Annotated in this window: 19 protein-coding genes; 10 read left to right on the plus strand and 9 right to left on the minus strand. The window is 66.6% G+C overall.

What is annotated here, in order from left to right; genetic code table 11:
• Positions 1 to 137: 137 nt before the first annotated feature.
• Complete coding sequence (locus ABIB38_RS07230) at positions 138 to 887, minus strand: YoaK family protein (RefSeq protein WP_429203019.1); 750 nt, start codon at positions 885 to 887, stop codon at positions 138 to 140.
• A gap of 182 nt (positions 888 to 1,069) precedes the next feature.
• On the opposite strand from ABIB38_RS07230, the gene dapC reads away from it, so the two are divergent.
• From dapC to ABIB38_RS07265, 7 genes are all read left to right on the plus strand, one after another.
• Positions 1,070 to 2,284: a succinyldiaminopimelate transaminase gene (gene dapC, locus ABIB38_RS07235; protein WP_429203021.1), complete on the plus strand. Its 1,215-nt coding sequence runs from the start codon at positions 1,070 to 1,072 to the stop codon at positions 2,282 to 2,284.
• A gap of 44 nt (positions 2,285 to 2,328) precedes the next feature.
• Positions 2,329 to 3,153 carry a 2,3,4,5-tetrahydropyridine-2,6-dicarboxylate N-succinyltransferase gene (gene dapD / locus ABIB38_RS07240; RefSeq protein ID WP_429203023.1) on the plus strand — a complete coding sequence of 275 codons (825 nt, stop codon included), beginning with the start codon at positions 2,329 to 2,331 and terminating at the stop codon, positions 3,151 to 3,153.
• A gap of 139 nt (positions 3,154 to 3,292) precedes the next feature.
• The gene (locus tag ABIB38_RS07245) at positions 3,293 to 4,432 is read left to right on the plus strand and encodes a PilT/PilU family type 4a pilus ATPase (protein WP_429203025.1); all 1,140 of its coding nucleotides are present in this window, start codon (positions 3,293 to 3,295) and stop codon (positions 4,430 to 4,432) included.
• A gap of 140 nt (positions 4,433 to 4,572) precedes the next feature.
• Positions 4,573 to 4,932 (plus strand): ArsC family reductase, encoded by a 360-nt coding sequence (locus ABIB38_RS07250; RefSeq protein WP_429203026.1) that lies wholly within the window; start codon positions 4,573 to 4,575, stop codon positions 4,930 to 4,932.
• The gene (dapE, locus tag ABIB38_RS07255; protein ID WP_429203028.1) at positions 4,929 to 6,065 is read left to right on the plus strand and encodes a succinyl-diaminopimelate desuccinylase; all 1,137 of its coding nucleotides are present in this window, start codon (positions 4,929 to 4,931) and stop codon (positions 6,063 to 6,065) included. The genes ABIB38_RS07250 and dapE overlap by 4 nt, the downstream gene beginning before the upstream one ends.
• Before the next feature lie 31 nt (positions 6,066 to 6,096).
• Positions 6,097 to 6,990: a 50S ribosomal protein L3 N(5)-glutamine methyltransferase gene (prmB, locus tag ABIB38_RS07260; RefSeq protein WP_429203029.1), complete on the plus strand. Its 894-nt coding sequence runs from the start codon at positions 6,097 to 6,099 to the stop codon at positions 6,988 to 6,990.
• Positions 6,991 to 7,199: 209 nt separating this feature from the next.
• The gene (locus ABIB38_RS07265; protein ID WP_429203030.1) at positions 7,200 to 9,203 is read left to right on the plus strand and encodes an ATP-binding cassette domain-containing protein; all 2,004 of its coding nucleotides are present in this window, start codon (positions 7,200 to 7,202) and stop codon (positions 9,201 to 9,203) included.
• Between the two features lie 2 nt (positions 9,204 to 9,205).
• On the opposite strand, the gene ABIB38_RS07270 is transcribed toward ABIB38_RS07265, so the two are convergent.
• The 3 genes from ABIB38_RS07270 to ABIB38_RS07280 form a co-directional block, all read right to left on the minus strand.
• Positions 9,206 to 9,715: a chemotaxis protein CheW gene (locus tag ABIB38_RS07270; RefSeq protein WP_429203032.1), complete on the minus strand. Its 510-nt coding sequence runs from the start codon at positions 9,713 to 9,715 to the stop codon at positions 9,206 to 9,208.
• A 123-nt stretch (positions 9,716 to 9,838) separates the two neighbouring features.
• Entirely contained in the window at positions 9,839 to 11,821 is a 1,983-nt protein-coding gene (locus ABIB38_RS07275; protein WP_429203034.1) for a flagellar assembly protein A, read from the minus strand.
• A 206-nt stretch (positions 11,822 to 12,027) separates the two neighbouring features.
• A complete protein-coding gene (locus ABIB38_RS07280) occupies positions 12,028 to 12,405 on the minus strand; it encodes a hypothetical protein (RefSeq protein WP_429203036.1) in 378 nt (125 codons plus the stop codon).
• Positions 12,406 to 12,605: 200 nt separating this feature from the next.
• Between ABIB38_RS07280 and ompR the strand changes: the two genes are divergently transcribed.
• Both ompR and ABIB38_RS07290 read left to right on the plus strand, forming a co-directional pair.
• Complete coding sequence (ompR, locus tag ABIB38_RS07285; RefSeq protein ID WP_429203037.1) at positions 12,606 to 13,373, plus strand: two-component system response regulator OmpR; 768 nt, start codon at positions 12,606 to 12,608, stop codon at positions 13,371 to 13,373.
• Positions 13,373 to 14,746: an ATP-binding protein gene (locus ABIB38_RS07290; protein WP_429203039.1), complete on the plus strand. Its 1,374-nt coding sequence runs from the start codon at positions 13,373 to 13,375 to the stop codon at positions 14,744 to 14,746. Before ompR ends, ABIB38_RS07290 begins: the two co-directional genes overlap by 1 nt.
• 143 nt (positions 14,747 to 14,889) lie before the next feature.
• Here ABIB38_RS07290 and ABIB38_RS07295 read toward each other — a convergent pair whose 3' ends face one another.
• The 4 genes from ABIB38_RS07295 to ABIB38_RS07310 all read right to left on the minus strand — a co-directional run bounded on the left by ABIB38_RS07295 (position 14,890) and on the right by ABIB38_RS07310 (position 18,215).
• Positions 14,890 to 15,858 carry a threo-3-hydroxy-L-aspartate ammonia-lyase gene (locus tag ABIB38_RS07295; protein WP_429203041.1) on the minus strand — a complete coding sequence of 323 codons (969 nt, stop codon included), beginning with the start codon at positions 15,856 to 15,858 and terminating at the stop codon, positions 14,890 to 14,892.
• A gap of 74 nt (positions 15,859 to 15,932) precedes the next feature.
• A complete protein-coding gene (locus ABIB38_RS07300; RefSeq protein WP_429203043.1) occupies positions 15,933 to 16,481 on the minus strand; it encodes a hypothetical protein in 549 nt (182 codons plus the stop codon).
• A gap of 65 nt (positions 16,482 to 16,546) precedes the next feature.
• Entirely contained in the window at positions 16,547 to 17,539 is a 993-nt protein-coding gene (locus tag ABIB38_RS07305; RefSeq protein ID WP_429203044.1) for a 2-hydroxyacid dehydrogenase, read from the minus strand.
• A gap of 34 nt (positions 17,540 to 17,573) precedes the next feature.
• Entirely contained in the window at positions 17,574 to 18,215 is a 642-nt protein-coding gene (locus ABIB38_RS07310) for a helix-turn-helix transcriptional regulator (RefSeq protein WP_429203046.1), read from the minus strand.
• Positions 18,216 to 18,349: 134 nt separating this feature from the next.
• On the opposite strand from ABIB38_RS07310, the gene ABIB38_RS07315 reads away from it, so the two are divergent.
• On the plus strand, positions 18,350 to 18,745 hold the full coding sequence (locus ABIB38_RS07315; protein WP_429203048.1) for a DUF4124 domain-containing protein: 396 nt from the start codon (positions 18,350 to 18,352) through the stop codon (positions 18,743 to 18,745).
• Between the two features lie 26 nt (positions 18,746 to 18,771).
• On the opposite strand, the gene ABIB38_RS07320 is transcribed toward ABIB38_RS07315, so the two are convergent.
• A complete protein-coding gene (locus tag ABIB38_RS07320; protein WP_429203050.1) occupies positions 18,772 to 21,711 on the minus strand; it encodes a putative bifunctional diguanylate cyclase/phosphodiesterase in 2,940 nt (979 codons plus the stop codon).
• Between the last annotated feature and the right edge of the window lie 155 nt (positions 21,712 to 21,866).

The following is a 21,866-nucleotide window of genomic DNA, read 5'->3' on the forward strand; positions in this document are numbered from 1 at the left end:
GTCCCGGGCGACGCCGCTGGCGCGCCGAGGGAAATCGCGGCGTGCGCACCGGACCGGAACAGGGCCATGACGGGACAGTGCGCTTTCGAACAAGCGCAATATGACGTCGTCGGCCGGGTCGGACGTTACGCTTCGTCCTATCGTCCCAGGATGCGCACCGCGTCGTCGACCACCGGCACGATCGCCAGCAGGCATAGAAACGCGGCCAGTGGCACCGTGGACAGGTAGCCCAGGTGCTGGAAGCCCAGCGCCCCCGCCACCCCGCCCAGGCAGAACGCGCCCAGCAGCGACAGCATCAGCAACAGGCGCGCGAGGTTGGCCGTGACTTTCGGCTGGCGCAGCGGGCCGTCGGCGTTCCAGTAGGCCATCTTGCCCAGCTCGATGCCGATGTCGGTCACGATGCCGGTCATGTGGGTGGTGCGGATCTCGGCATGCGAGACCTTGGTGATGACCGCGTTCTGCAGTCCCATCATGAAGCACAGCAGCATCACGGTCAGCGGCACGAAGAAGGCGTCGATCGCGGCCAGGCGGGCGCCCAGGATGCCGAATACCAGCAGAAGCACGGCCTCGAGCAGCAGGGGCAGCGCGAAGCCGCTGTGCAGGCCGCGGCGCCGGATATAGTTGACGAGGATCGCGGTGCAGGCCGCGCCGAGCAGGAAGCTGAGCAGCGCGCCGAGCGCGGCCAGCACCAGGCGGGTGTCGCCCAGCACCAGGTGGTCGGCCGCGCTGGAGACGATGCCGGTCATGTGCGACGTGTATTCGCGCACCGCCAGGAAGCCGCCGGCGTTGATGGCGCCGGCGACGAACGCCAGCGCCACGCCCAGGTGCCGGTTGGCGCCGGGGGTGCGTTCATGTCCTGTCAGGCTGCGCGCGTAACTGATCGGCACGGCGGGTGGCTTTCCAAGTGAGATCGCTGGTCGGTCTGCGGCCAATGTCTGCAGCGAATATCTGCGGCCAATGTCGCTGTACAGCTAATGTTACCGCAAATCACTTGCCGCGCACTGGGACGCAGGTCGACTCATGGGGCTATAATGAAAAATTATCGAAAAGCGCATCGCCCAAGACTGCCGTGAATCCCCATCTCGACAAGCTCCACCCCTACCCGTTCGAAAAACTGCGCCAGCTGTTTGCCGGCGTCAGCCCGAACCCGGCCTGTTCCGCGATCAGCCTGGGCATCGGCGAACCGAAGCATCCGACGCCGGCCTTCATCGAACGAGCGCTGACGCATTCGGTGGCGGGCCTGGCCAACTATCCCAGCACGGTGGGCGGCGAGCCCCTGCGCGCGGCCATCGCCGGCTGGCTGGAACGCCGTTACGGCATCCCGGCGCTGGACCCGGCCACCATGGTGCTGCCGGTGAACGGCTCGCGCGAAGCGCTGTTCGCGATCGCCCAGTGCATCATCGACGCCTCGAAGCCGGATGCGCTGGCGATGTGCCCGAACCCGTTCTACCAGATCTACGAAGGCGCGGCCTACCTGGCCGGCGCCACGCCGTACTTCGTCAATTCGGACCCCGCGCGCAACTTCGCGCCGGATTACGGCAGCGTGCCGCAGGACGTGTGGCCGCGCGTGCAGCTGCTCTACGTCTGCTCGCCCGGCAACCCGACCGGCGCCACCCTGTCGCTGGACGACTGGCGCCAGCTGTTCGCGCTGTCCGACCGCTGGGGCTTCCTGATCGCGGCCGACGAGTGCTATTCCGAGATCTATACCGGCTCGGCGCCGCCGCTGGGCGCGCTGGAAGCGGCGCACCAGCTGGGTCGCAGTGGGGGCGAGCGTCCGTACCGCAACCTGATCGTGTTCTCGAGCCTGTCGAAGCGCTCGAACGTGCCCGGCATGCGCTCCGGCTTCGTCGCCGGCGATCCGGCCGCGATGAAGAAATTCCTGCTCTACCGTACCTATTGCGGCGGCGCGATGTCGCCGCCGGTGCAGGCGGCCTCGATCGCGGCCTGGAACGACGAGCAGCACGTGATTGAGAACCGCGCGCTGTACAAGGAAAAGTTCGCCCTCATCACCCCGCTGCTCAAGGACGTGATGGACGTCGAGATGCCCGACGCCGGCTTCTACCTGTGGGCCGATGTGCGCCGGACGGGCCTGTCGGACGTCGAGTTCGCACGCCGCCTGTACGCCGACTATAATGTGACGGTCCTCCCGGGCAGCTACCTGGCGCGCGAAGCGCACGGCGAGAATCCGGGCGAGGGCCGTATCCGCATGGCCCTGGTGGCCGGCGTCGACGAGGTACTGGAGGCGGCCAACCGCATCGTTCAGTTCTGCCAGGGCCTGAAATAACGGCCCCACGAATTTTTGTTTTCATTTCAACCAAGACCAGCATCATGACCCAACAACTGCAAACCATCATCGACGCCGCCTGGGAACAGCGCGCAGACATCAGCCCGAACAGCGCCAGCCCTGAGGTGCGCGACGCCGTCGCCCACGTCCTTGCCGGCCTCGATGACGGCAGCCTGCGCGTGGCGCAAAAAGACACCGGCACGTGGGTCGTGAACCAGTGGATCAAGAAGGCCGTGCTCCTGTCGTTCCGTCTCGAGAACAACGTGCCGGTTACGAGCGGCGACATCCAGTTCTACGACAAGGTGCCGACCAAGTTCGCCGACTACACGCCGGAAGACTTCGCGCGCGGGGGCTTCCGGGTGGTGCCGCCGGCCGTCGCCCGCCGCGGCAGCTTCATCGGCAAGAACGTGGTCCTGATGCCGTCCTACGTCAACATCGGCGCCTACGTCGACGAAGGCACGATGGTCGACACCTGGGCCACCGTCGGCTCGTGCGCCCAGATCGGCAAGAACGTCCACCTGTCGGGCGGCGTCGGCATCGGCGGCGTGCTGGAACCGATGCAGGCCAACCCGACCATCATCGAAGACAACTGCTTCATCGGCGCCCGTTCGGAAATCGTCGAAGGCGTGATCGTCGAAGGGAACTCGGTGATCTCGATGGGCGTGTACATCGGCCAGTCGACCAAGATCTACAACCGCGAAACCGGCGAAGTGACCTACGGCCGCGTGCCGTCGGGTTCGGTCGTGGTGTCGGGCAGCCTGCCGTCCGCCGACGGCAAGTACAGCCTGTACTGCGCGGTGATCGTCAAGCGCGTGGATGCGCAGACGCGTTCGAAGACCGGCATCAACGAGCTGCTGCGAGGCGTGTAAGCTGCACGGTTGCGCGTGACCTGGCTGGACGCGTCGGCGGCGGAGCCGCCAACCCTGCATCGATCACCGTAGGGTTGGCGAGTTCCCCGCCGACGCGTCCAACCGGCCCTGAAACACCCTGACGTACGGAGACGATGCGATGGCCATGGACCGCCTGTTCCAGCTGATGAAAGAGAAGAGCGCCTCCGACATGTTCTTCGCCGTGAACTCCCCGGTGCACATCAAGATCAACGGCGCCCTCATCCCCATCAACCAGCATCGCCTCGAACCCGAGAACATCCTGTCGCTGCTGTCCGAAATCGCCACGCCGGAACAGCTGCAGGAGCTCGAACGCGACAACGAACTGAACATGGGCGTATCGGTCCCCAACCTGGGGCGCTTTCGCCTGTCGGCCTTCCGCCAGCGCGGCTCGATCTCGGCCGTGCTGCGCTTCGTGCCGGCCGACATCCCGCCGCTTGGCGGGCTCGGCCTGCCGCCGGTGCTGTCCGAGCTGATCATGGAAAAGCGCGGCCTGCTGCTGGTGGTCGGCGCCACCGGCTCCGGCAAGTCGACCACCATCGCCGCCATGCTCGACCACCGCAACGAACAGCGCACCGGCCATATCCTCACGCTCGAGGACCCGATCGAATACCTGTTCAAGAACAAGAAATCGATCGTCAACCAGCGCGAGATCGGCAGCGACGCGAGCAGCTTCGGCATCGCCCTGAAGAACTCGATGCGCCAGGCGCCCGACTGCATCCTGATCGGCGAGATCCGCGACCGCGAGACGATGGCCGCGGCGCTGGCGTACGCCCAGTCCGGCCACCTGGTGCTGGCCACCCTGCACGCCAACAACAGCTACAACGCGCTGAACCGCATCATCAGCTTCTACCCGATGGAAAACCGCGGCGCCCTGCTGCAAGACCTGGCCTCGAGCGTCAGGGCCATCGTCTCGCAGCGGCTGGTGAAATCGGCCGCCGGCGGCGCGCGCCAGGCGGCGGTCGAAGTGATGCTCAATACCCGCTACATCGCCGACCTGATCGAAAAAGGCGAGATCGGCCAGATCAAGGAAGCGATGGACAAGAGCCTGTCGCCCGGCTCGCAATCGTTCGAGGGGGCGCTGTTCAAGCTGGTCAAGGACGGCCTGGTGACCCAGGAGGAGGCGCTGGCCAATGCCGATTCGGCCACCAACCTGCTCTGGCTGCTCAACAATGGGCCGGACAGCCAGGTCCAGCAGGAGCAGGAGAAGCCGGCGGCTCCGCAGGGCGCCTCGTTCACCGAGTTCACGCTCGATTCCTGATCCGGCGCCCGGCGCACCGCACGGCGCGCCCATGCGCCTCATCTGTGTACAATCGGCCGCAGCACCTTGTGCGCCGCCGCGCGCATACACTATCCTCACGCCTTTCGAACGACCACGCCGCCCGGCGGCCAAGATTGCCCATGACTACGACTCTCTACGGAATTCCCAACTGCGACACCGTCAAGAAGGCCCGCACCTGGCTGCTCGAGAACGGCCATGACTTCACCTTCCATGACTTCAAGAAACAGGGCCTGAGCCGCGAGCTGGTGCAGGGCTGGCTGAAGGACCTCGACTGGGAGACGCTGGTCAACCGCAAGGGCATGACCTGGCGCAACCTGCCTGATGAGCGCAAGGCGCAAATCAATGACGCCGACAGCGCCATCGCGCTGATGCTGGAAAATCCATCCGTCATCAAGCGCCCGGTGCTCCAGGGCGTCGGCCCGGCCTCGGTTGGCTTTTCCGCCGACCAGTACGCCAGCAAGTTCGAGGGCGCCAGGTGAAGCCTTCGCGCACCCTGCTGCTGGCCGAAGAGCTGATCGCGCTCGACTCGATCACGCCGCACGACAAGGGTTGCCAGCAACGCTTGACCGCGCTGCTGGCGCCGCTGGGCTTTCGCTGCGAGACCATCGAGTCGAACGGCGTGACCAACCTGTGGGCCCGCAAAGGCCGTGAAGCGCCCCTGTTCGTGTTCGCCGGTCATACCGACGTGGTCCCGGCCGGCCCGCTGCACCACTGGGAGTCGGAACCCTTCGTGCCGACCCAGCGCGACGGCAAGCTGTATGGGCGCGGCGCCTCCGACATGAAAACCTCGATCGCGGCCATGGTGGTCGCCTGCGAGGAGTTCATCGCGGATCACCCCGACCACCGGGGCTCGATCGCCTTCCTGATCACCAGCGACGAGGAAGGCCCGGCCATCGACGGCACCGCGCTCGTGGTCGACCTGCTGGAAGAGCGCGGCGAGACGCTCGACTACTGCCTGGTCGGCGAGCCGACCTCGAACCACGTGCTGGGCGACACGATCAAGAACGGCCGCCGCGGTTCGCTGTCGGGCCACCTGGTCGTCAAGGGGGTGCAGGGCCACATCGCCTATCCGCAGCTGGCGCGCAACCCGATCCACCAGGCCGCGCCGGCGCTGGCCGAATTGACGGCCGAAGTCTGGGACGAAGGCAACGCGTACTATGCGCCGACCAGCTGGCAGATTTCGAACATCGCGGCCGGCACCGGCGCCACCAACGTGATCCCGGGCAGCTTGAGCATCGACTTCAATTTCCGCTTCTCGACCGCCAGCACCGCCGAGGGACTGCAAGTGCGCCTGCACGCCATCCTCGACCGCCATGGCCTGGATTACGATCTGGACTGGACGCTGTCGGGCCAGCCCTTCCTGACCGAGAAAGGCACGCTGTCGGACGCGGTCTGCGACGCCATCCAGGACGAGCTGGGCGTGCGGGCCGAACTATCGACCACCGGCGGGACCTCGGACGGCCGCTTCATCGCCCGCATCTGCCCCCAGGTGATAGAATTCGGGCCACCGAACGCCAGCATCCACAAGATCGATGAACACGTCGAGCTGCGCTACATCGATCCCCTGAAGAATATCTACCGCCGCACGCTGCAACGCCTGCTGGCTGCCTGATCGGGGCACTGAACCAAACGAGAACAAGGCCATGACCAACACCACCTTCAGTACGCCACGCGACCTGCTGCGCTACGCCGTCACCCGCTTCAACGGCGCGAAGCTGTTCTTCGGCCACGGCAGCGCCGAGGCTTTCGACGAAGCCGCCTACCTGGTCCTGCACACCCTGAAACTGCCGCTGGACCGCCTCGAGCCCTTCCTCGACGCGAAGCTGCTGCCCGACGAGGTGCTGCAGGTGCTGGCCGTGATCGAGCGCCGCGTCACCGAGCGCGTCCCGGCCGCCTACATCACCAAGGAGGCCTGGCTGGGCGAATACCGCTTCTACGTCGACGAGCGCGTGCTGGTGCCGCGCTCCTTCATCGCCGAGCTGATCCCGCAGCGGTTCAGCCCATGGCTGACCGACCCGGATGGCGTCGAGAACGTGCTCGAACTGTGCACCGGCAGCGGCTGCCTGGCGATCATGGCGGCCGACGTCTTCGAGAACGCCGTCGTCGATGCGGTCGACATCTCGAAGGATGCGCTGGCCGTGGCCGAGCACAACATCCGCGAATACAAGCTGGAAGGCCGCGTGAACCCGATCGAGTCCGACCTGTACGAGAACGTGCCGTTCAAGAAGTACGACCTGATCATCACCAATCCGCCGTACGTGAATGCGGAATCGATGCGCACCCTGCCGCCGGAATACCTGAACGAGCCGCAGATCGCGCTGGCCGGCGGCGAAGACGGCATGGACCTGGTACGCAAGATCATCGCCGGCGCCGCCGAGCGCCTGACCCCGGACGGCATCCTGGTGATCGAGATCGGCAACGAGCGCGAATATGCCGAATCCGCCTTCGGCCACCTGGGCCTGACCTGGCTGACCACCAGCATCGGCGACGATGCGGTGTTCCTGCTGACCGCCGAGCAGCTGCAGACCGCGCAGTAAAATACGTGATTCGCCAGCGCTGATGATCGCGCCGGCGCCGAAACGTCGTCCCCGCGGAGGCGGGGACCCAAGTAAGCATGCGTTGCCGCTACGTTTGATGTAATGGCAGTTCACGAAAACTTGGGTCCCCGCCTGCGCGGGGACGACGTGCATGAGCCAACAACGAAGCAACACCCGTTCGAACCGTTCGACTAAGTAGACAGACTCCCATGATCCGTATCCAGAACGTCAGCCTGATGCGCGGCACCAAGCCGCTGCTCGAGGGCGCCGACCTGACCCTCAACCCGGGCGACAAGATCGGCCTGATCGGCGCCAACGGCGCCGGCAAATCGAGCCTGTTCGGCCTGCTGCGCAACGAACTGCATCCGGACCAGGGTCAGATCGACTTCCCCGCCAGGTGGCGCATGGCCTATGTGGCGCAAGAGACCCCGCCGCTCGAGCGCGCCGCGCTCGACTACGCGATCGACGGCGACGTCGGCCTGCGCAAACTCCAGGCCGAACTCGAAGAACTGGAAGCGCATCCCGATGCCGACGCCCACGGCATGCGCCTGGGCGAGCTGCACGGGATGCTGGCCGACGCCGACGCCTACACCGTGCAGTCGCGCGGCGAACAGCTGCTGCTGGGCCTGGGCTTCTCGCTGGCGCAGATGAACCAGCCGGTGGCCAGCTTCTCGGGCGGCTGGCGCATGCGCCTGAACCTGGCGCAGGCGCTGATGTGCCCTTCCGACCTGCTGCTGCTCGATGAACCGACCAACCACCTGGACCTGGACGCGATCATCTGGCTCGAGGACTGGCTCAAGCGTTATCCCGGCACCCTGATCATCATCTCGCACGACCGCGACTTCCTCGACGAGATCGTGAACGTGATCGTGCACATCGACGAGCGCAAGCTGAAACGCTACGGCGGCAACTACTCGAGCTTCGAACGCCAGCGCGCCGCCCAGATGGTGCTGCAGGCGTCGGCCATCGAAAAGCAGAATCGCCAGCGCGCCCACCTCGAATCCTTCATCAACCGCTTCAAGGCGCAGGCCACCAAGGCGCGCCAGGCGCAGAGCCGGATCAAGGCGCTGTCGCGGATGGAAGAACTGGCGCCGCTGCGCGCCGCCGCCGAATTCTCGTTCGAATTCCGCGAGCCGCTGGCCGCGCCGAATCCGCTGCTGGTACTCGACGGCGTGGACGCCGGCTATCCGCTGCTCGACGAGCATGGCGACAAGATCGGCGCGAAGACCATCGTCAACCACATCGATTTCTCGCTCACGATCGGCCAGCGCATTGGCCTCCTGGGCGTGAACGGCGCCGGCAAGTCGACCCTGATCAAGACCGTGGCGGGAGAACTCGCGCCGCTGGCCGGGGAAGCGACGATCGGCAAGGGCCTGTCGATCGGCTACTTCGCCCAGCACCAGGTCGAGATGCTGCGCCACGATGAGTCGCCCCTGTGGCACCTGGCGAAGATCGCCCCGACCGTGCGCGAGCAGGAGCTGCGCAACTTCCTCGGCAGCTTCAACTTCCCCGGCGAGATGGTGACCAGCCCGATCAAGCCGTTCTCGGGCGGCGAGAAGGCGCGCCTGGCGCTCGCGCTGATCGTGTGGCAGCGCCCGAACCTGCTGCTGCTCGATGAACCGACCAACCACCTGGACCTGGAAACGCGCGAGGCGCTGACGATGGCGCTGGCCCAGTTCGAGGGCACGCTGGTCGTGGTCTCGCACGACCGCCACCTGCTGCGCGCCACCACCGACCAGTTCATCATCGTGGCCGACGGCCGCCTGCAGCCTTTCGACGGCGACCTGGACGACTACAAGGACTGGCTGTTCAAGACCAAGCTCGGCAAGGGTGGCGACGCCCTGCCCGGCCAGGCCGCGGCCAAGGCGGCCCAGCCGGCCGCGAAGGCCAGCGCGCCGGCGCCAAGCCCAACCGTCTCACCGGCCGAGCGCAAGGAACAGAAACGCCTCGAAGCCGAAGATCGCCAGCGCATGGCGGCCCAGCGCAAACCCCTGGAAAACCGGGTCAAGCGCATCGACGAGCAGATGACCAAGCTCAGTGCGAAGAAGGCGGCGATCGACGCCGAGTTGCTCGACCCGGCGATCTACGAAGCAGCGAACAAGGATCGCCTCAAGACGCTGGTGGCCGACCAGGCCTTCGCCGCGCGCGACCTGGAAGCGCTCGAAGCGGAGTGGCTGGAAATCCAGGAGCAGCTGGAAGCATTGACGGTGTGATGTCAGGCGGCCCTCAGCGGCCGCCTCGGCGACAGCGACATCAGCCGGTCGATGTCGATCAACACCACCTTGCGCCCATCGATGCGGGCCATGCCGATCAGGTAGCCCGCGCCCGGCCCGCCCGGCAGGGGTTGCACCGCCTCCGGGCGCACGTGCACGATGCCGGTCACGCTCTCCACCACCATGCCGACGATCCCGCTCGACAGGCGCAGGATGATCACGTCGGTATCCGACGCCGGCCGGCCTGGCCCCATCGCCGCGGCCTGCGCGCCGCCTGCGCGCATGTCGACCACCGGCATGATCACCCCATGCGAGAGCGCCACGCCGCCGATGATTTCGCCGTCGGTGGCAAAGCGCTCGAGGGACCCCAGCAGCTTGAGCTCCTGCACGTGCGCGCAATCGAGCCCGTATTCCTGCCCGTCGAGCATGAAGCTCAGGAATTCCCGTGAGGCGCTGCTGCGCGGCGCCGGCTGACGGGAGTCGGAAGCGCGCGGGATTGAAACGCGAAGCATGCTGGACGAGGTGACCATGGCGGTTCCTTTATGGGTGCGATCACCATCGTATGCCGCGCTCCAGGCGCCTATGTTGACTGTAGTCAACGCCAGCCCCGGCCGCCCCCGCGCCGCGGGACAAACTCAGGACGGCGCCTGTGCCTCTGTCGCGGCCATGGACGTGTCCCACGACCAGGCGCCCTCGCTGCCCGCGTACAGCACTTGCGCGCCCTTGGTGTCGCGCAGGCGCAGCTTGACGTCGCGCGCCGTCATGTCCCAGACGCAGCCGAAATCCGGTTCATAGGGCAGCGCCAGCACCTGCACCTCGCCCGCCAGCATCCCGATCGCCACCCCGGCCGCCCCGACCCGCTCGACACGCTGGGCCTCGATCCGGCTCATGAGCGCCATGCCCGCCTGGCGCTCGCCGTCGAGCGTCTTCGCTTCTTGCGCCAGCCGGCCCAGTTCCTTGAGCGCCGGCGCCACGCTGGCCGCCAGGCGCCGGAACTGCGGTTCCTGTTCCGGCGTGAGCACCAGTTCGCCCTTGCGCAGGCGCGGCGCGATCATCAGGTATTTGCGCATCCCGGGTTCGCCGGTGAGGGTTTCCATCGCGCCGCGGCGCTGCGCGGCCAGCTGGTCGAACTGGTCCATCCGTTCACGCACCTGCGCCAGCGCCGCCTCGATGTGCGCGCAGTCCGGGCGCAGCAGCCAGGCCAGCATCTCTTCCTGCTTCCACGGCGCCGCGCGGCCGATCGTCACGCGCCGCCCGGCGATGGCGCTGCCCTCGGCGTGCGCCACGTCGACCTCGTCGCCGATGATCTCGCAGTTGATCGCGGTCTCGATCCGGATGCGCGCTCCCGAGATCACGCAGTTCTCGGCGCGCTCGAGCCACACCTCGCCCTTGGTCGCCTGGATCGTCGCCTGGGACGCGACGCCCAGCACCCGCACGCCGCCATCGAGGTTGCGCGCGCTGCCGCCCACCAGGTTGCGGCGCAGGACGATGGCGCCGCCGCGCGCGACCAGATGGCCATATACGTCGGCGTGCACGGTGATGCTCTCGGCCTCGATGATGCGCTGCTCCTGCACTTCACCGAATTCCTCGTAGTCGCCCGCCAACTGCAGGTTGCCCGTGGTCCGGGCGCTGACGCCGTCGCGACTGACGATCTTGTCGGCGATGGCGATGCGGCTGCTCTTGGGGTCGACGCTCAGGAAGCCGTCCTGGCGCGCGACCAGGAACTCGCCTTCCGGCGCCAGCTCGACCGCCGTGCCGTCGCCCGCGTAGGCGGCCAGGTCGAGGTCCCTGGGCGCCTCCGGCGCGATCGGGATGCCGTTCAGGTCGAAGCCCGCTCTGCCGCTGGCAGGCGGCACCTTGCGCAGCAGCCGGGTGCCGGCCGCCACCTGCGGGAAACGGTTCTGGAAGCTCATCAGGTCGAGCTTGCCGTTGGCGAGCTGGCGCGGGGCGTTGCTGCGATGCAGGTCGTTCGTGACTTCCTCCACGCGGGCATCGATGCCAGGCAGCGGCTCGAGGCGGCGCGCCACCACGTAGCGGCCGGCCACGCCGTTCTCGATGTGGCCGCGGATGGCCTCGACCTCGGCGCCGAAGCAGATGCCCTTCACCCACATGTCGGCGACGAACTCGTCGACGTCGAGCCGGGTCTGGCGCTCTTCTCCGTCCCCGTCGCGCTCGAACACGGGCTCGAAATAGTATTCGGCCTGGCCGTCGGCGATCTTGACCGAGCGGTACAGGGCCTGGCGCTGCGGCGTGAACGGCAGGATGTCGGCGGCGATGCGCACCACGGCCCGTCCCGCCGCATCGCGCGGCAGGTCCGGCCCATGGCCATACAAGGCCTTGATCAGCACCGGGTAATCGAGGCCGGCCAGATAATGGTTGGAGCGCAGGATGCCGTCGACCGCCGCCACCAGCGTGGTGCCGAGCACTTCAGGGTCGGCATAGACGCCATCGTCGCGCCTGACGATGCAATGTTCCAGCCCGGTGGAAGCGAAGCGGACGGCGGTGGGCGCGACGGACACGGCATCGGGTAGTGCGGCAAGATCGGACACGTTCACGCTCCACTTGGCGAAGAATGTTGGCGACAGGTAGCCTGCCAACAGTAAAGTGGTCGTAAACATAGCATGTTGCGCAATCTAAATAAACGGATGGCAACTACATTTCTAGGAAAGAATCATCGTGACGATGCCGCCACGGTCGCGGCAGAAGGCGCTGACGGAAAAATCCCGCAAAGTCGCAGCCGCTACGCCGGCAAGAGGTCATGAAAAGTCAAATTCCAGAAACGACAACGGCGCCGCTGGCGCCGTCGTGTGATATTGCAGGCCGCTTAGCGGCGGCGGGCGTTGGGATACAGCTCCGCCCCTTCCCTGATCTGGCGACGCAGGTCGCGCCGCTCGTCCGCCGACATCCGCCCGCGGCGACGTTCTTCGCGGGCCGCGTCGGACTGCACCTCCATGGCGCGGCGATCCTGGTCGCGCATCTCGTAGGCGCGCGGGTCGAAGCGTTGCTCCTGCTGCGCCTGCATTTGATACCGTTCGCGCATCGCCGCTTCGTCGCGGCGCGGATCGCGCTCCTGGTTCTGCGCCAGGGCGCCGGTCCCGGCGCCTGCCAGCACGCAGGCGATCACACCGAGCCGCGCAAGCCGGGCGAGCCGGCCGCCGTTGGCGCCGAATCCTGCTGGTTTGTAGTTGTGCGCGTTGTTCATGGTGTTCCTCTTCCGCGATGCCTGATAAACGGATAAGCTGTGTTGATCACTTGGGGCCAGTGTAGGTGCATACCGAAAGCGGAGTAAGACTTATTGGGTAAAGTTTGTAACACATTGTAATGGCTGTGCTAAGGCGTGCTTCCGCCTCAGCCATAAGAAGTTACCATAGCGACATTCATCTGACAATTCTGGACAGTTTTATGACTTCAACGACTTCGAATAATCATGCGGGCACAGGCGCGCCGTCGGGCCACTCCGCCAAGATCATGGTCGTGGACGACGACGTCCGCCTGCGCGACCTGCTGCGCCGCTACCTGACCGAACAGGGCTTTCAGGTCGTGACTGCCGAAAGCGCGCCGGCGATGAACAAATTGTGGCTGCGCGAGCGTTACGACCTGCTGGTGCTCGACCTGATGCTGCCCGGCGAAGATGGCCTGTCGATCTGCCGCCGCCTGCGCGGCGCCGGCGACCAGACCCCGATCATCATGCTGACCGCCAAGGGCGAGGACGTCGACCGCATCGTCGGCCTCGAAATGGGCGCCGACGACTACCTGCCCAAGCCGTTCAACCCGCGCGAACTGGTGGCGCGCATCGGCGCCGTGCTGCGCCGCAAGGGCCCGGACGAGATCCCGGGCGCGCCGTCCGAAACCCCGCAGACTTTCGAGTTCGGCGACTTCGTGCTCGACCTGGGCACGCGCACGCTCAAGAAGAATGGCGAGACGGTGCCGCTGACCACCGGCGAATTCTCGGTGCTGAAAGTGTTCGCGCGCCATGCGCGCCAGCCGCTGTCGCGCGAGAAGCTGATGGAGCTCGCGCGCGGCCGCGAATACGAAGTGTTCGACCGCTCGCTCGACGTCCAGATCTCGCGCCTGCGCAAGCTGATCGAGCCCGATCCATCGAGCCCGCTGTACATCCAGACCGTGTGGGGCCTGGGCTACGTGTTCATCCCTGAAGGCCAGCCGCGCTAGTGTTCACCCCGATCGCCCGGGCGCGGCGCGCCCTGCGCTTCGCCTGGTTCAAGAGCGGCCTGTTCTGGCGCACCTTCTTCCTGATGTCGGTGCTCACCGCGGCCTCGATGCTGGCCTGGATCGGCATGATCAGCGTATTCCAGCGCGACAAGCAGGTGCAGCAGACAGCCGAGCTGGTGGTGTCGGTAGTGACCATCACCAAGGCCGCGCTGACCCACTCGGCGCCCGACCTGCGGCGCGAGCTGCTGCTCGAACTGGTGTCGAACGAAGGCATCCGCATCTTCACGCTCGAAGACACGGACGTGGTCGACCCGCCGCCGCACAATCCCCTGATGCCCCAGATCGCGGCCATGGTGCGCGAGCGCCTGGGGGCCGACACGCGCTTCTCGAGCGGCGTGAACGGCGTGCCGGGCTTTTACATCAGCTTCAACATCGAGGACGACAAATACTGGCTGATGCTCGAGCGCGAGCGCCTGACCGGCCTGACGCGCGAACAGTGGCTCGGCTGGGCGGTGGTGGTGGGCCTGCTGTCGGTGGTCGGCGCGGCGCTGATCTCGAGCCTGGTGAACCGCCCGCTGGCGCGCCTGACGGCCGCCGCGCGCGCCATCGCCAAGGGCGAGCGCCCCGCGCGCCTGCCCGAGAAGGGTTCGCAAGAGATCATCGAGGCCAACCGCAGCTTCAACCAGATGGTGGAAGACCTGGCGCAGGTGGAGAAGGACCGCGCCGTGATCCTGGCCGGCATCTCGCACGACCTGCGCACGCCGCTGGCGCGCATGGGGCTCGAAGTCGAGATGGCCAACCTGTCGCTTGAGGCGCGCGAAGGCATGCAGTCGGACATCGCCCAGATGGACGCGATCATCGGCCAGTTCCTGGACTACGCCAAGCCGACCGAGGCGGCCACCTTTGTGCCGGTGAACCTGTCCGAGATGCTGTCCGACGTCGGCCGCGAAGCGGCCCGCATCGCCGACCTGCGCGTGAAGACCGACCTGATGCCGGGCGTGCACGTGATGGGCAACGCGACCGACCTGCGGCGCGTGATCAACAACATCATCGAGAACGCGCGCCGCTACGGCAACACGCCGGGCACCTCGTGCACCGACATCGACATCGTGCTGCGCGTGAAGGCCACGGGCCAAGGCCGGCGCGCAGTGATCGAGATCGGCGACCATGGCGTGGGCGTGCCGGCCGACCAGATCGCGCAGCTGATGAAACCCTTCACGCGCCTGGACAGCGCGCGCGGCCAGGCCAATGGCGCCGGGCTCGGCTTGGCGATCGTGGAACGGGTGCTGACCCGGCACAACGCGGGGCTGGAAGTGCGCAACCGCGAAGGCGGCGGTTTCCTGCTGCAGGTGGCGTTGCCGCTGGCGGCGTGATCGACCGGCTACCCTATCGTAGGGTGGACGGCCACGCCGTCCACGCGCCCAACCAGCAGATGCAGCGCCGCTTTGCCAGCTGCGCTACCGCCGACTGAACGCGTGGACGGCAGAGCCGTGCACCCTATGTATCCGGTCAGCAGTCACTCTCCGATCAGGCTCGCAAACCGCCCCAGATCGATATTCCCGCCACCGATCAACACGCCGACCTTCTTCCCTTTCAGCTGCTCTTTCATCGCGCGCGCCGCCGCGAATCCGAGGCAGCCGGTCGGCTCCACCACGATCTTCATGCGTTCGGCGAAGAAGCGCATGCAGGCCACCAGTTTCTCGTCGCTCACGGTGAGGATGTCGTTCACGTCGCGCCGGATGATCGGGAAGGTCAGCTGGCCCAGGTGCTGGGTCTGGGCGCCGTCGGCGATCGTGCGCGGCGTGTCGATGTGGACGATCTCGCCCGTGCGCAGCGATTGCTGGCCGTCGTTGCCGGCTTCCGGCTCGACGCCGTACAGCATGCAGCCCGGCGACAGCGCGCGCGTGGCCAGCGCCGAACCGGACAGCAGGCCGCCGCCGCCCAGGCACACGAAGAACGCATCCAGGGGCCCCACTTCCTCGAACAGCTCCTTGGCCGCCGTGCCCTGGCCCGCGATCACGTCGGCGTGGTCGTAGGGCGGAATCAGGGTCAGCCCGTACTTGTCGGCCAGCGCGCGGCCGATCTGTTCGCGGTCTTCGGTATAGCGGTCATAGGTCACCACGGTGGCACCGTAGCCGCGCGTGGCGGCCACCTTGGCGGCCGGCGCGTCCTGCGGCATCACGATCGTGGCCGGCATGCCCAGGATCTGCGCCGACAGCGCGATCGCCTGCGCATGGTTTCCGGACGAGAAAGCGACGACGCCGGCGCGGCGCTGTTCAGGGCTGAACTTCGCCAGCGCGTTATAGCCGCCGCGGAACTTGAAGGCGCCCATGCGCTGCATGTTCTCGCACTTGAAGAACACCTCGGCGCCGAATTCCTCGTTGACGGTGCGCGAAGTCAGCACCGGCGTGCGGTGGGCGACGCCCAGGATGCGCTCGGCGGCCTGGGCGACGTCTTCGTAGGTGGGGAGCTGGAGCGGGAGCATGACGATGTCCTCGGTGACAATTGAATTGGAAATATTATCCAATCCTGGAATAGTCGTCAAACTGTCGATGCACCTCAGAAGACTGTAGCCAGGGCTTTGATGACGCGCGTGCGCCAGGAGACCGTGTGGTCGCAGCGCATGCCCGGCGGCGCTTGCGGGGGCACGTCGAGCAAGGCCTGTTCGATCCGGCGATTGCGCCGGATGACGTGACGCAGGTAGGCCGCCCCGCCCCACAGCATCAGCGCCAGCACCGCCAGCGCCGCCCATCCACCGAAGGCGACCAACGTAACGCCGAGCACCGCCGGCATCCCGACATAACCGAGCCACGCATAATTCCTCACGACCTGCCAGGCGGTTTCCCGGATGTACACATGCGGCGTGGACAGGTCGCGCCAGGCCATGATGGCCTGCCAGTTGTCCTTCTCGGCGAGCACGACCGCATAGTGCGCCCCTTCGCGCGGCACCTCGCCGTCGGGCAGCATGACGCCGTACTGGCGCTTGCCCGCCGCCTCGAAACTGAAATAGCCGGTGCGGCCCGGCGCATCGAAGATGCGTTCGAAGCAGACCTGTTCGAGATGGAACGCGGTGATGTATCTGGTGTTGGTCGTGTCGAGGCTCTGCATGCCTTGCACCCTAGCGCAACGCCCCGCCGCCTGTCCACCATCGCGGCGAAGTCATGCACCGCGCATCAATCCGGAATCCGGTTGACCAGTTCCTCGCCCGCTTCGCAGGCGCTGATGCTGTCGATGGTCGTGCGCATGATCTGCCCGATCGCCTCCACCGTGAAAAAGGCCTGGTGGCCGGTCACGATCACGTTCGGAAACGACACCAGGCGCTGGATCACGTCGTCGGTGATGATGGTCGACGACAGGTCCTGGAAGAACAGGCTTGCTTCCTGTTCGTAGACGTCGATCGCCAGGCCGCCCAGCTGGCCGGTCTTGAGCGCCTGCACCGCCGCCTCGGTGTCGACCAGGCCGCCGCGGCCGGTATTGACCAGTAGGCAGCCGCGCTTGACCCGCGCCAGCGCCGCCGCATCCACGATGTGATGGGTTGCTTCCAGCAGCGGACAGTGCAGCGACACCACGTCGCTGCAGGCCAGCAGCTCGTCGACGCCGATATAGCGCCCGCCCAGCGCCTCGAAGGCCGGATTGGGACAGGGGTCGTAAGCCACCAGGGTGCAGCCGAAGCCGGCCATGATGCGGGCGAAGATGGAGCCGATCTTGCCGGTGCCGATCACACCGACCGTCTTGCCGTGCAAATCGACCCCCATCAGGCCGTCGAGATCGAAGTTGCCTTCGCGCGTGCGCACGCTGGCGCGCGCGATCTTGCGGTTGACGGCCAGCAACAGCCCGACCGCGAATTCGGCGACCGAGTGGGGAGAATAATCGGTGACCCGTACCACGGCAATGCCCAGTGCGCGCGCGGCGTGCGCGTCGACGTGGTTGTAGCCGGTCGAGCGCGTCGCCACCAGGCGCGTGCCCTGCCGCGCCAGGATGCCCAGCACCTCGGCGTCGACCGTATCGTTGACGAAGACGCAGACCGCCGGGCAACCCTTGGCCAGGACCGCCGTCTCACGGGTCAGGCGGTCTTCGAGGAAGCGCAGTTCATGGCCGGCAACGGCGTTGGCCTGGGCCAGCATGGTCTTGTCGTAGCGGCGGGCGCTGTACACGGCTGTTTTCAAGACGTGCTCCCCTGATCAACGGTACCGCACCATTCTATTTGATGTCGTTGTACGCCGTCGCCCGCGAAATGCCAAGGTGGGACGCCGCCACTTCCATCGCGCGCCGCACTTCGAGAAAGCCGCCCTCCTTCAGTTCGCGCATCAGCGCGCGTCGTTCGCGCGTCTTGAGCAGCTGCGGCGAGGACGCCAGCCGCGCCGCGTAGGCGTCGATGCGGCGCCGGATGGCGTCGGCGTTGGCCGGATCGAGCGACTCGCCCAGCGGCGCCTCGCCCACCGCGTTGAAGCGTTCGAGGATGCCCTGCATCGAACGGAACAGGGTCAGGTCGACGTTCAGGCACAGCGCCGCGACGTAGTTGCCGTCGGCATCCTTGATGCCGATCGAGGTGCTCTTGGCCGGGCGGCCATCCGGGAACTGGTTCGGGTAATTGGCGACGACTTGCGGGTAGGCACTGTCGGCGATGCGCGCCAGGCCCAGCTCGGTGGCCGGGTCGCCGGCGGCGCGCGCCGACAGGTTGTTGTGGATCGCCAGCACCGCATGGCCAGGGTCGCGCAGATCGTGCACCACCACCTCGCAGAATGGCGCGAAGGTCTGGGCCAGGCCCTCGGCGATATGCCGGACCTGCTCGATCAACGCCGACGCGTCCCGGCTTGGCAATGTCTTCGTCATGCTGGACATTTTATCCAAGACTGGTGGTTCTGTAAAAACGGACGGCGCGCAGGCCTACACGCCCACGTGAACTGGCGAACAGAAGCGTAATGATGCAAGGAAGACAATGAAATCCCTAATACGGAGCCGTCCAGGAGCCGACCATGAAGCGTCAGTTGACCCAATTCTGCCTGCTGGCAGCCGCCACGATGGCGGCGCCGAGCGCCTTTTCCGAGTCCGTCATCGTCAAGTGCATCGACGACGCCGGCCGCGTGACCTTTACCGACCGTCCCTGCGAAGCGGGCTCGGCCACCGTGCGCATGGCCAGCATGCCGTCCAACGAGGGCATGACCCGCATGCCAGCGCGCATTGAACCCTATCCGCTGGCCGCGCGCGAAGACGTGCTGCCGCCGGCACGCGAACTGCAGCGCCGCGCCGTTCCGATGGCGCGGGTCAAGGCCGCGCCGCTGGCCAGCGACGTCGCCACGCTGAAAGCGGCGCGCGCGCAGTTCCTGATGAGCGACGTGGGCAGCAGGGAAACCCTGGCCGGCCTCGATTGAGTCAGCAGCCGCTCGGTGCAGCCGGCTCAGTGCAGCCGGCTCACGCTGGCCAGGTGCGGCGACGGGGGATTCTCCAGCTCGCGCAGCAGCGCCAGCAATTCCTCATCCTTGATGAAGCCGGCGCTCGAGCGTCCCTCCAGCAAGCGCTCGGGCGGCATCGAGCGCGCCACCACATAGCCCTGCACGTAGTCGACGCCGATCTCGTGCAGCGTCTGCACGGTGGCCGCGTCTTCGGCCCATTCCGCGATCGTCTTCATGCCCAGGTTCACGGCAAGGCTGACGATGGCCTCGACGATCGCCACGTTGGCCGGGTGGGCGTTGATGTTGACGATGAAATTGCCGTCGATTTTCAACACGTCGGCCGGCAGTTCCTTGAGGTACGAGAACGAGGTGTAGCCGGCGCCGAAGTCGTCCAGCGCCACCTTCACGCCGAAGCTGCGCACCTGGTCGATGAAGCGGCGCGTGTTGTCCAGGTCGTGCAGCGCCACGCTCTCGGTGATTTCCAGGCACAGGCGACTGGCCACGTGCACGTAGCGGCCCAGGATGTCGAAGGTGTCCTGCACGAAGCGCTCGTCGTTGAGCGACGCCCCCGACAGGTTCATGCACACGAAACGGGTATTGACCAGGTCGTCGGTGTGCTCGGCGATCCAGGCCAGGGTGGTGTTCAGCACCCAGCGGTCGATCATGCTGGCGCGGCCGCTCTTCTCGGCGGCGGCGATCACGGGGCCGGCCGGCACCACGCGCCCATCCGGCTCGCGCATGCGCAGCAAGACCTCGAAGTTCATCGATTCATGCGGCGCGCGCAGCGACATGATCGGCTGCATCTCGAGCAGCAGGCTGTCGGTCGCGTCCGGGCGGGACAGGCGCTCGACCAGGTCCAGTTCGGCCGCGCGCTGGCGGAAGGCGTCGGCGCCGCGTTCATAGACCACCAGGCCGTCGCCCAGGCCGGTCTTGGCTTCGCGGCAGGCGCGGTCGGAGGTCGATACCGCATCCTTCATCGGCATGCCCGGCACCACCTCGATCAGGCCGACCGAGGCGCGCACGTGGAAGGCCTTGTCGCCCACCCGGTACGGGGTATTGCCGAGGCGGTCGACGATGCCGCGGCAGATGATCGAGGCCAGCGGGATCGCCGTCTCGGGCATGACGATCACGAATTCGTCGCCGCCCACGCGGCCGATCTGCTGGCCGCCGGCCAGCATCGTGCCCATCCGCTCGCATACCTGCTTGAGCACTTCGTCGCCCGCCGCATGGCCGAACAGGTCGTTGATCAGCTTGAAGCGGTCGAGGTCGACATAGGCCAGCGCCATCGGCCGGCCGAGCGCCAGGCTGGCGGCGGCGCCTGAAAATTCGCGCTCGATCCCGCGCCGGTTATAGACCTTGGTCAGCGGATCGTTATTGGCCATGAAGCGCAGCTGCTCGGTAGCCTTGTGTTTTTCGGTCGTGTCCTGCAGCACGCCCTCGATGCGCGAGCGCGCCAGGGTGGCGCTGACCAGGAAACGCTGGTGGCCGTCGCGGCTGGCCAATTCCATCTCGGCCTCGGACCTGGCATGCACCTGCTCGTGCAGACTGGCCCAGCTGGCTTCGGTGAAGAACTGGCGCCAGGCGGTGCGGCCGGGCGTGAAGCCGGTCATGCCCAGCATCTTCTGCAGGGCCGGATTGACGCTCAAAAAGCGGCCGTGCATGTCGAGCGTGAACAGGCCGACCGGCATCGCCTGGTAGGCGTGCTCGAGCTCTTCCTGCGCTTCCTGGCGTTTCTCGGTCTCCATGCGCATCTGCTCGGCCACGGCCAGCGCCGCCAGCAGGCTCGATGCGAGCGCGGCGGTGACGCTGTTGATGACGCCCAGCAGCTCGCGCATGCCGAGCGCGGCCGACAAGACCTCGGCCAGCGAGGCCAGGAAAGTGACCGCGAACGAAGCCGCGAACCAGGCCGCGACCCGCGTGCGCGACTCCACGATGATCTTGAACAGGCCGATCGTCATCAAGGAGAAGCAGCACACCAGGATGCCCCACAGCAGCGGCAAATACATGCCATACGGCAGCAGCATGGCCGCGGCCAGCATCGGCATGCACAACCATTGCATGACGCGCATCGGCAACAGGTAGCGCATCTCGGCCAGGTGCTCCTTGAGCAGCGCCTGGTACAGGGTCAGCGTGGCGATGCCGTACAGGGTGATCGTCACCGCGCGGCTACGCAGCAGCCATTCGGAAGGCACGGTCTGGCCCAGCCACTGGATGTCCCAGCCGGCCGACAGCGCGCCCACGCGCAGGTTCAGGATCAGCCAGCCGGCGAACAGCACGTAGACCGGCTGGCGGTTGATCAGGGCCGTGATGAGGATGAACAGGGCCAGCACGATCATGCCGCCGTCGAGCAGGCCCGATTTGCGATGATATTGCTTGACCGACAAGTCGAACTGCTCGGTCGGCCATTGCAGCACCGACAGCCGTGCCGGGCCCGAGAAACCGGCGCGGCACAGCAGCTGGCGCGGCAGCGGCTCCAGGCGCATCGTGAAACCGGCCTTGTCGGCCTGCAGCACGCCGTGGGCGGTGCTGCGGGTGGCGGCGCCGAGCGGGTTCAGGGTGGCCGCATCCCAGCAGGCGATGTCGAGCGCGTGGCGCGACGGGAATTCGATCACCTGCTCGCCGGCGCGCGGCATCGGCTCGAAGGCGAACCAGACCGGCGCTTCGGACAGGTGGGTATCGTGGCCATTGACCAGCGACGTGGCGCGCGCCAGGGCCAGCGCATCGCCTGGCGCCAGGGCCGCGGCCCGGTCGACCGTGACGTGCATCGCCAGCGGCACGTCGCCGCTGGTGCGGTATTCGTCATGCCAGAAGACGAGGGCGATCAGCGAGACGATGCCGATCCCGACCGGAATCAGATAGTAGGCAAATATCTTCAGTATCAGCTCGACAGCGGCGTGGAGCGCGGCCGGCCACGTTGCACGGGGCTGACGTTGGTCGTTGGGCATGGACGATCTTGTGTGTCACTGGTGACCCGAAGCGACGAGCGGCGGGGCATGAAAGCGCAAGGATACCGCTTAACGCTAGTGCCGTCATGCAATTGTTACTTCTGCCAGGGCGATTTCACAACGGTTTGTCACCGAAATACGGCTTAGGTCCGATT

Origin of the sequence: Massilia sp. UYP11, assembly GCF_050434805.1 — a bacterium.
Classification (GTDB): domain Bacteria; phylum Pseudomonadota; class Gammaproteobacteria; order Burkholderiales; family Burkholderiaceae_D; genus Telluria.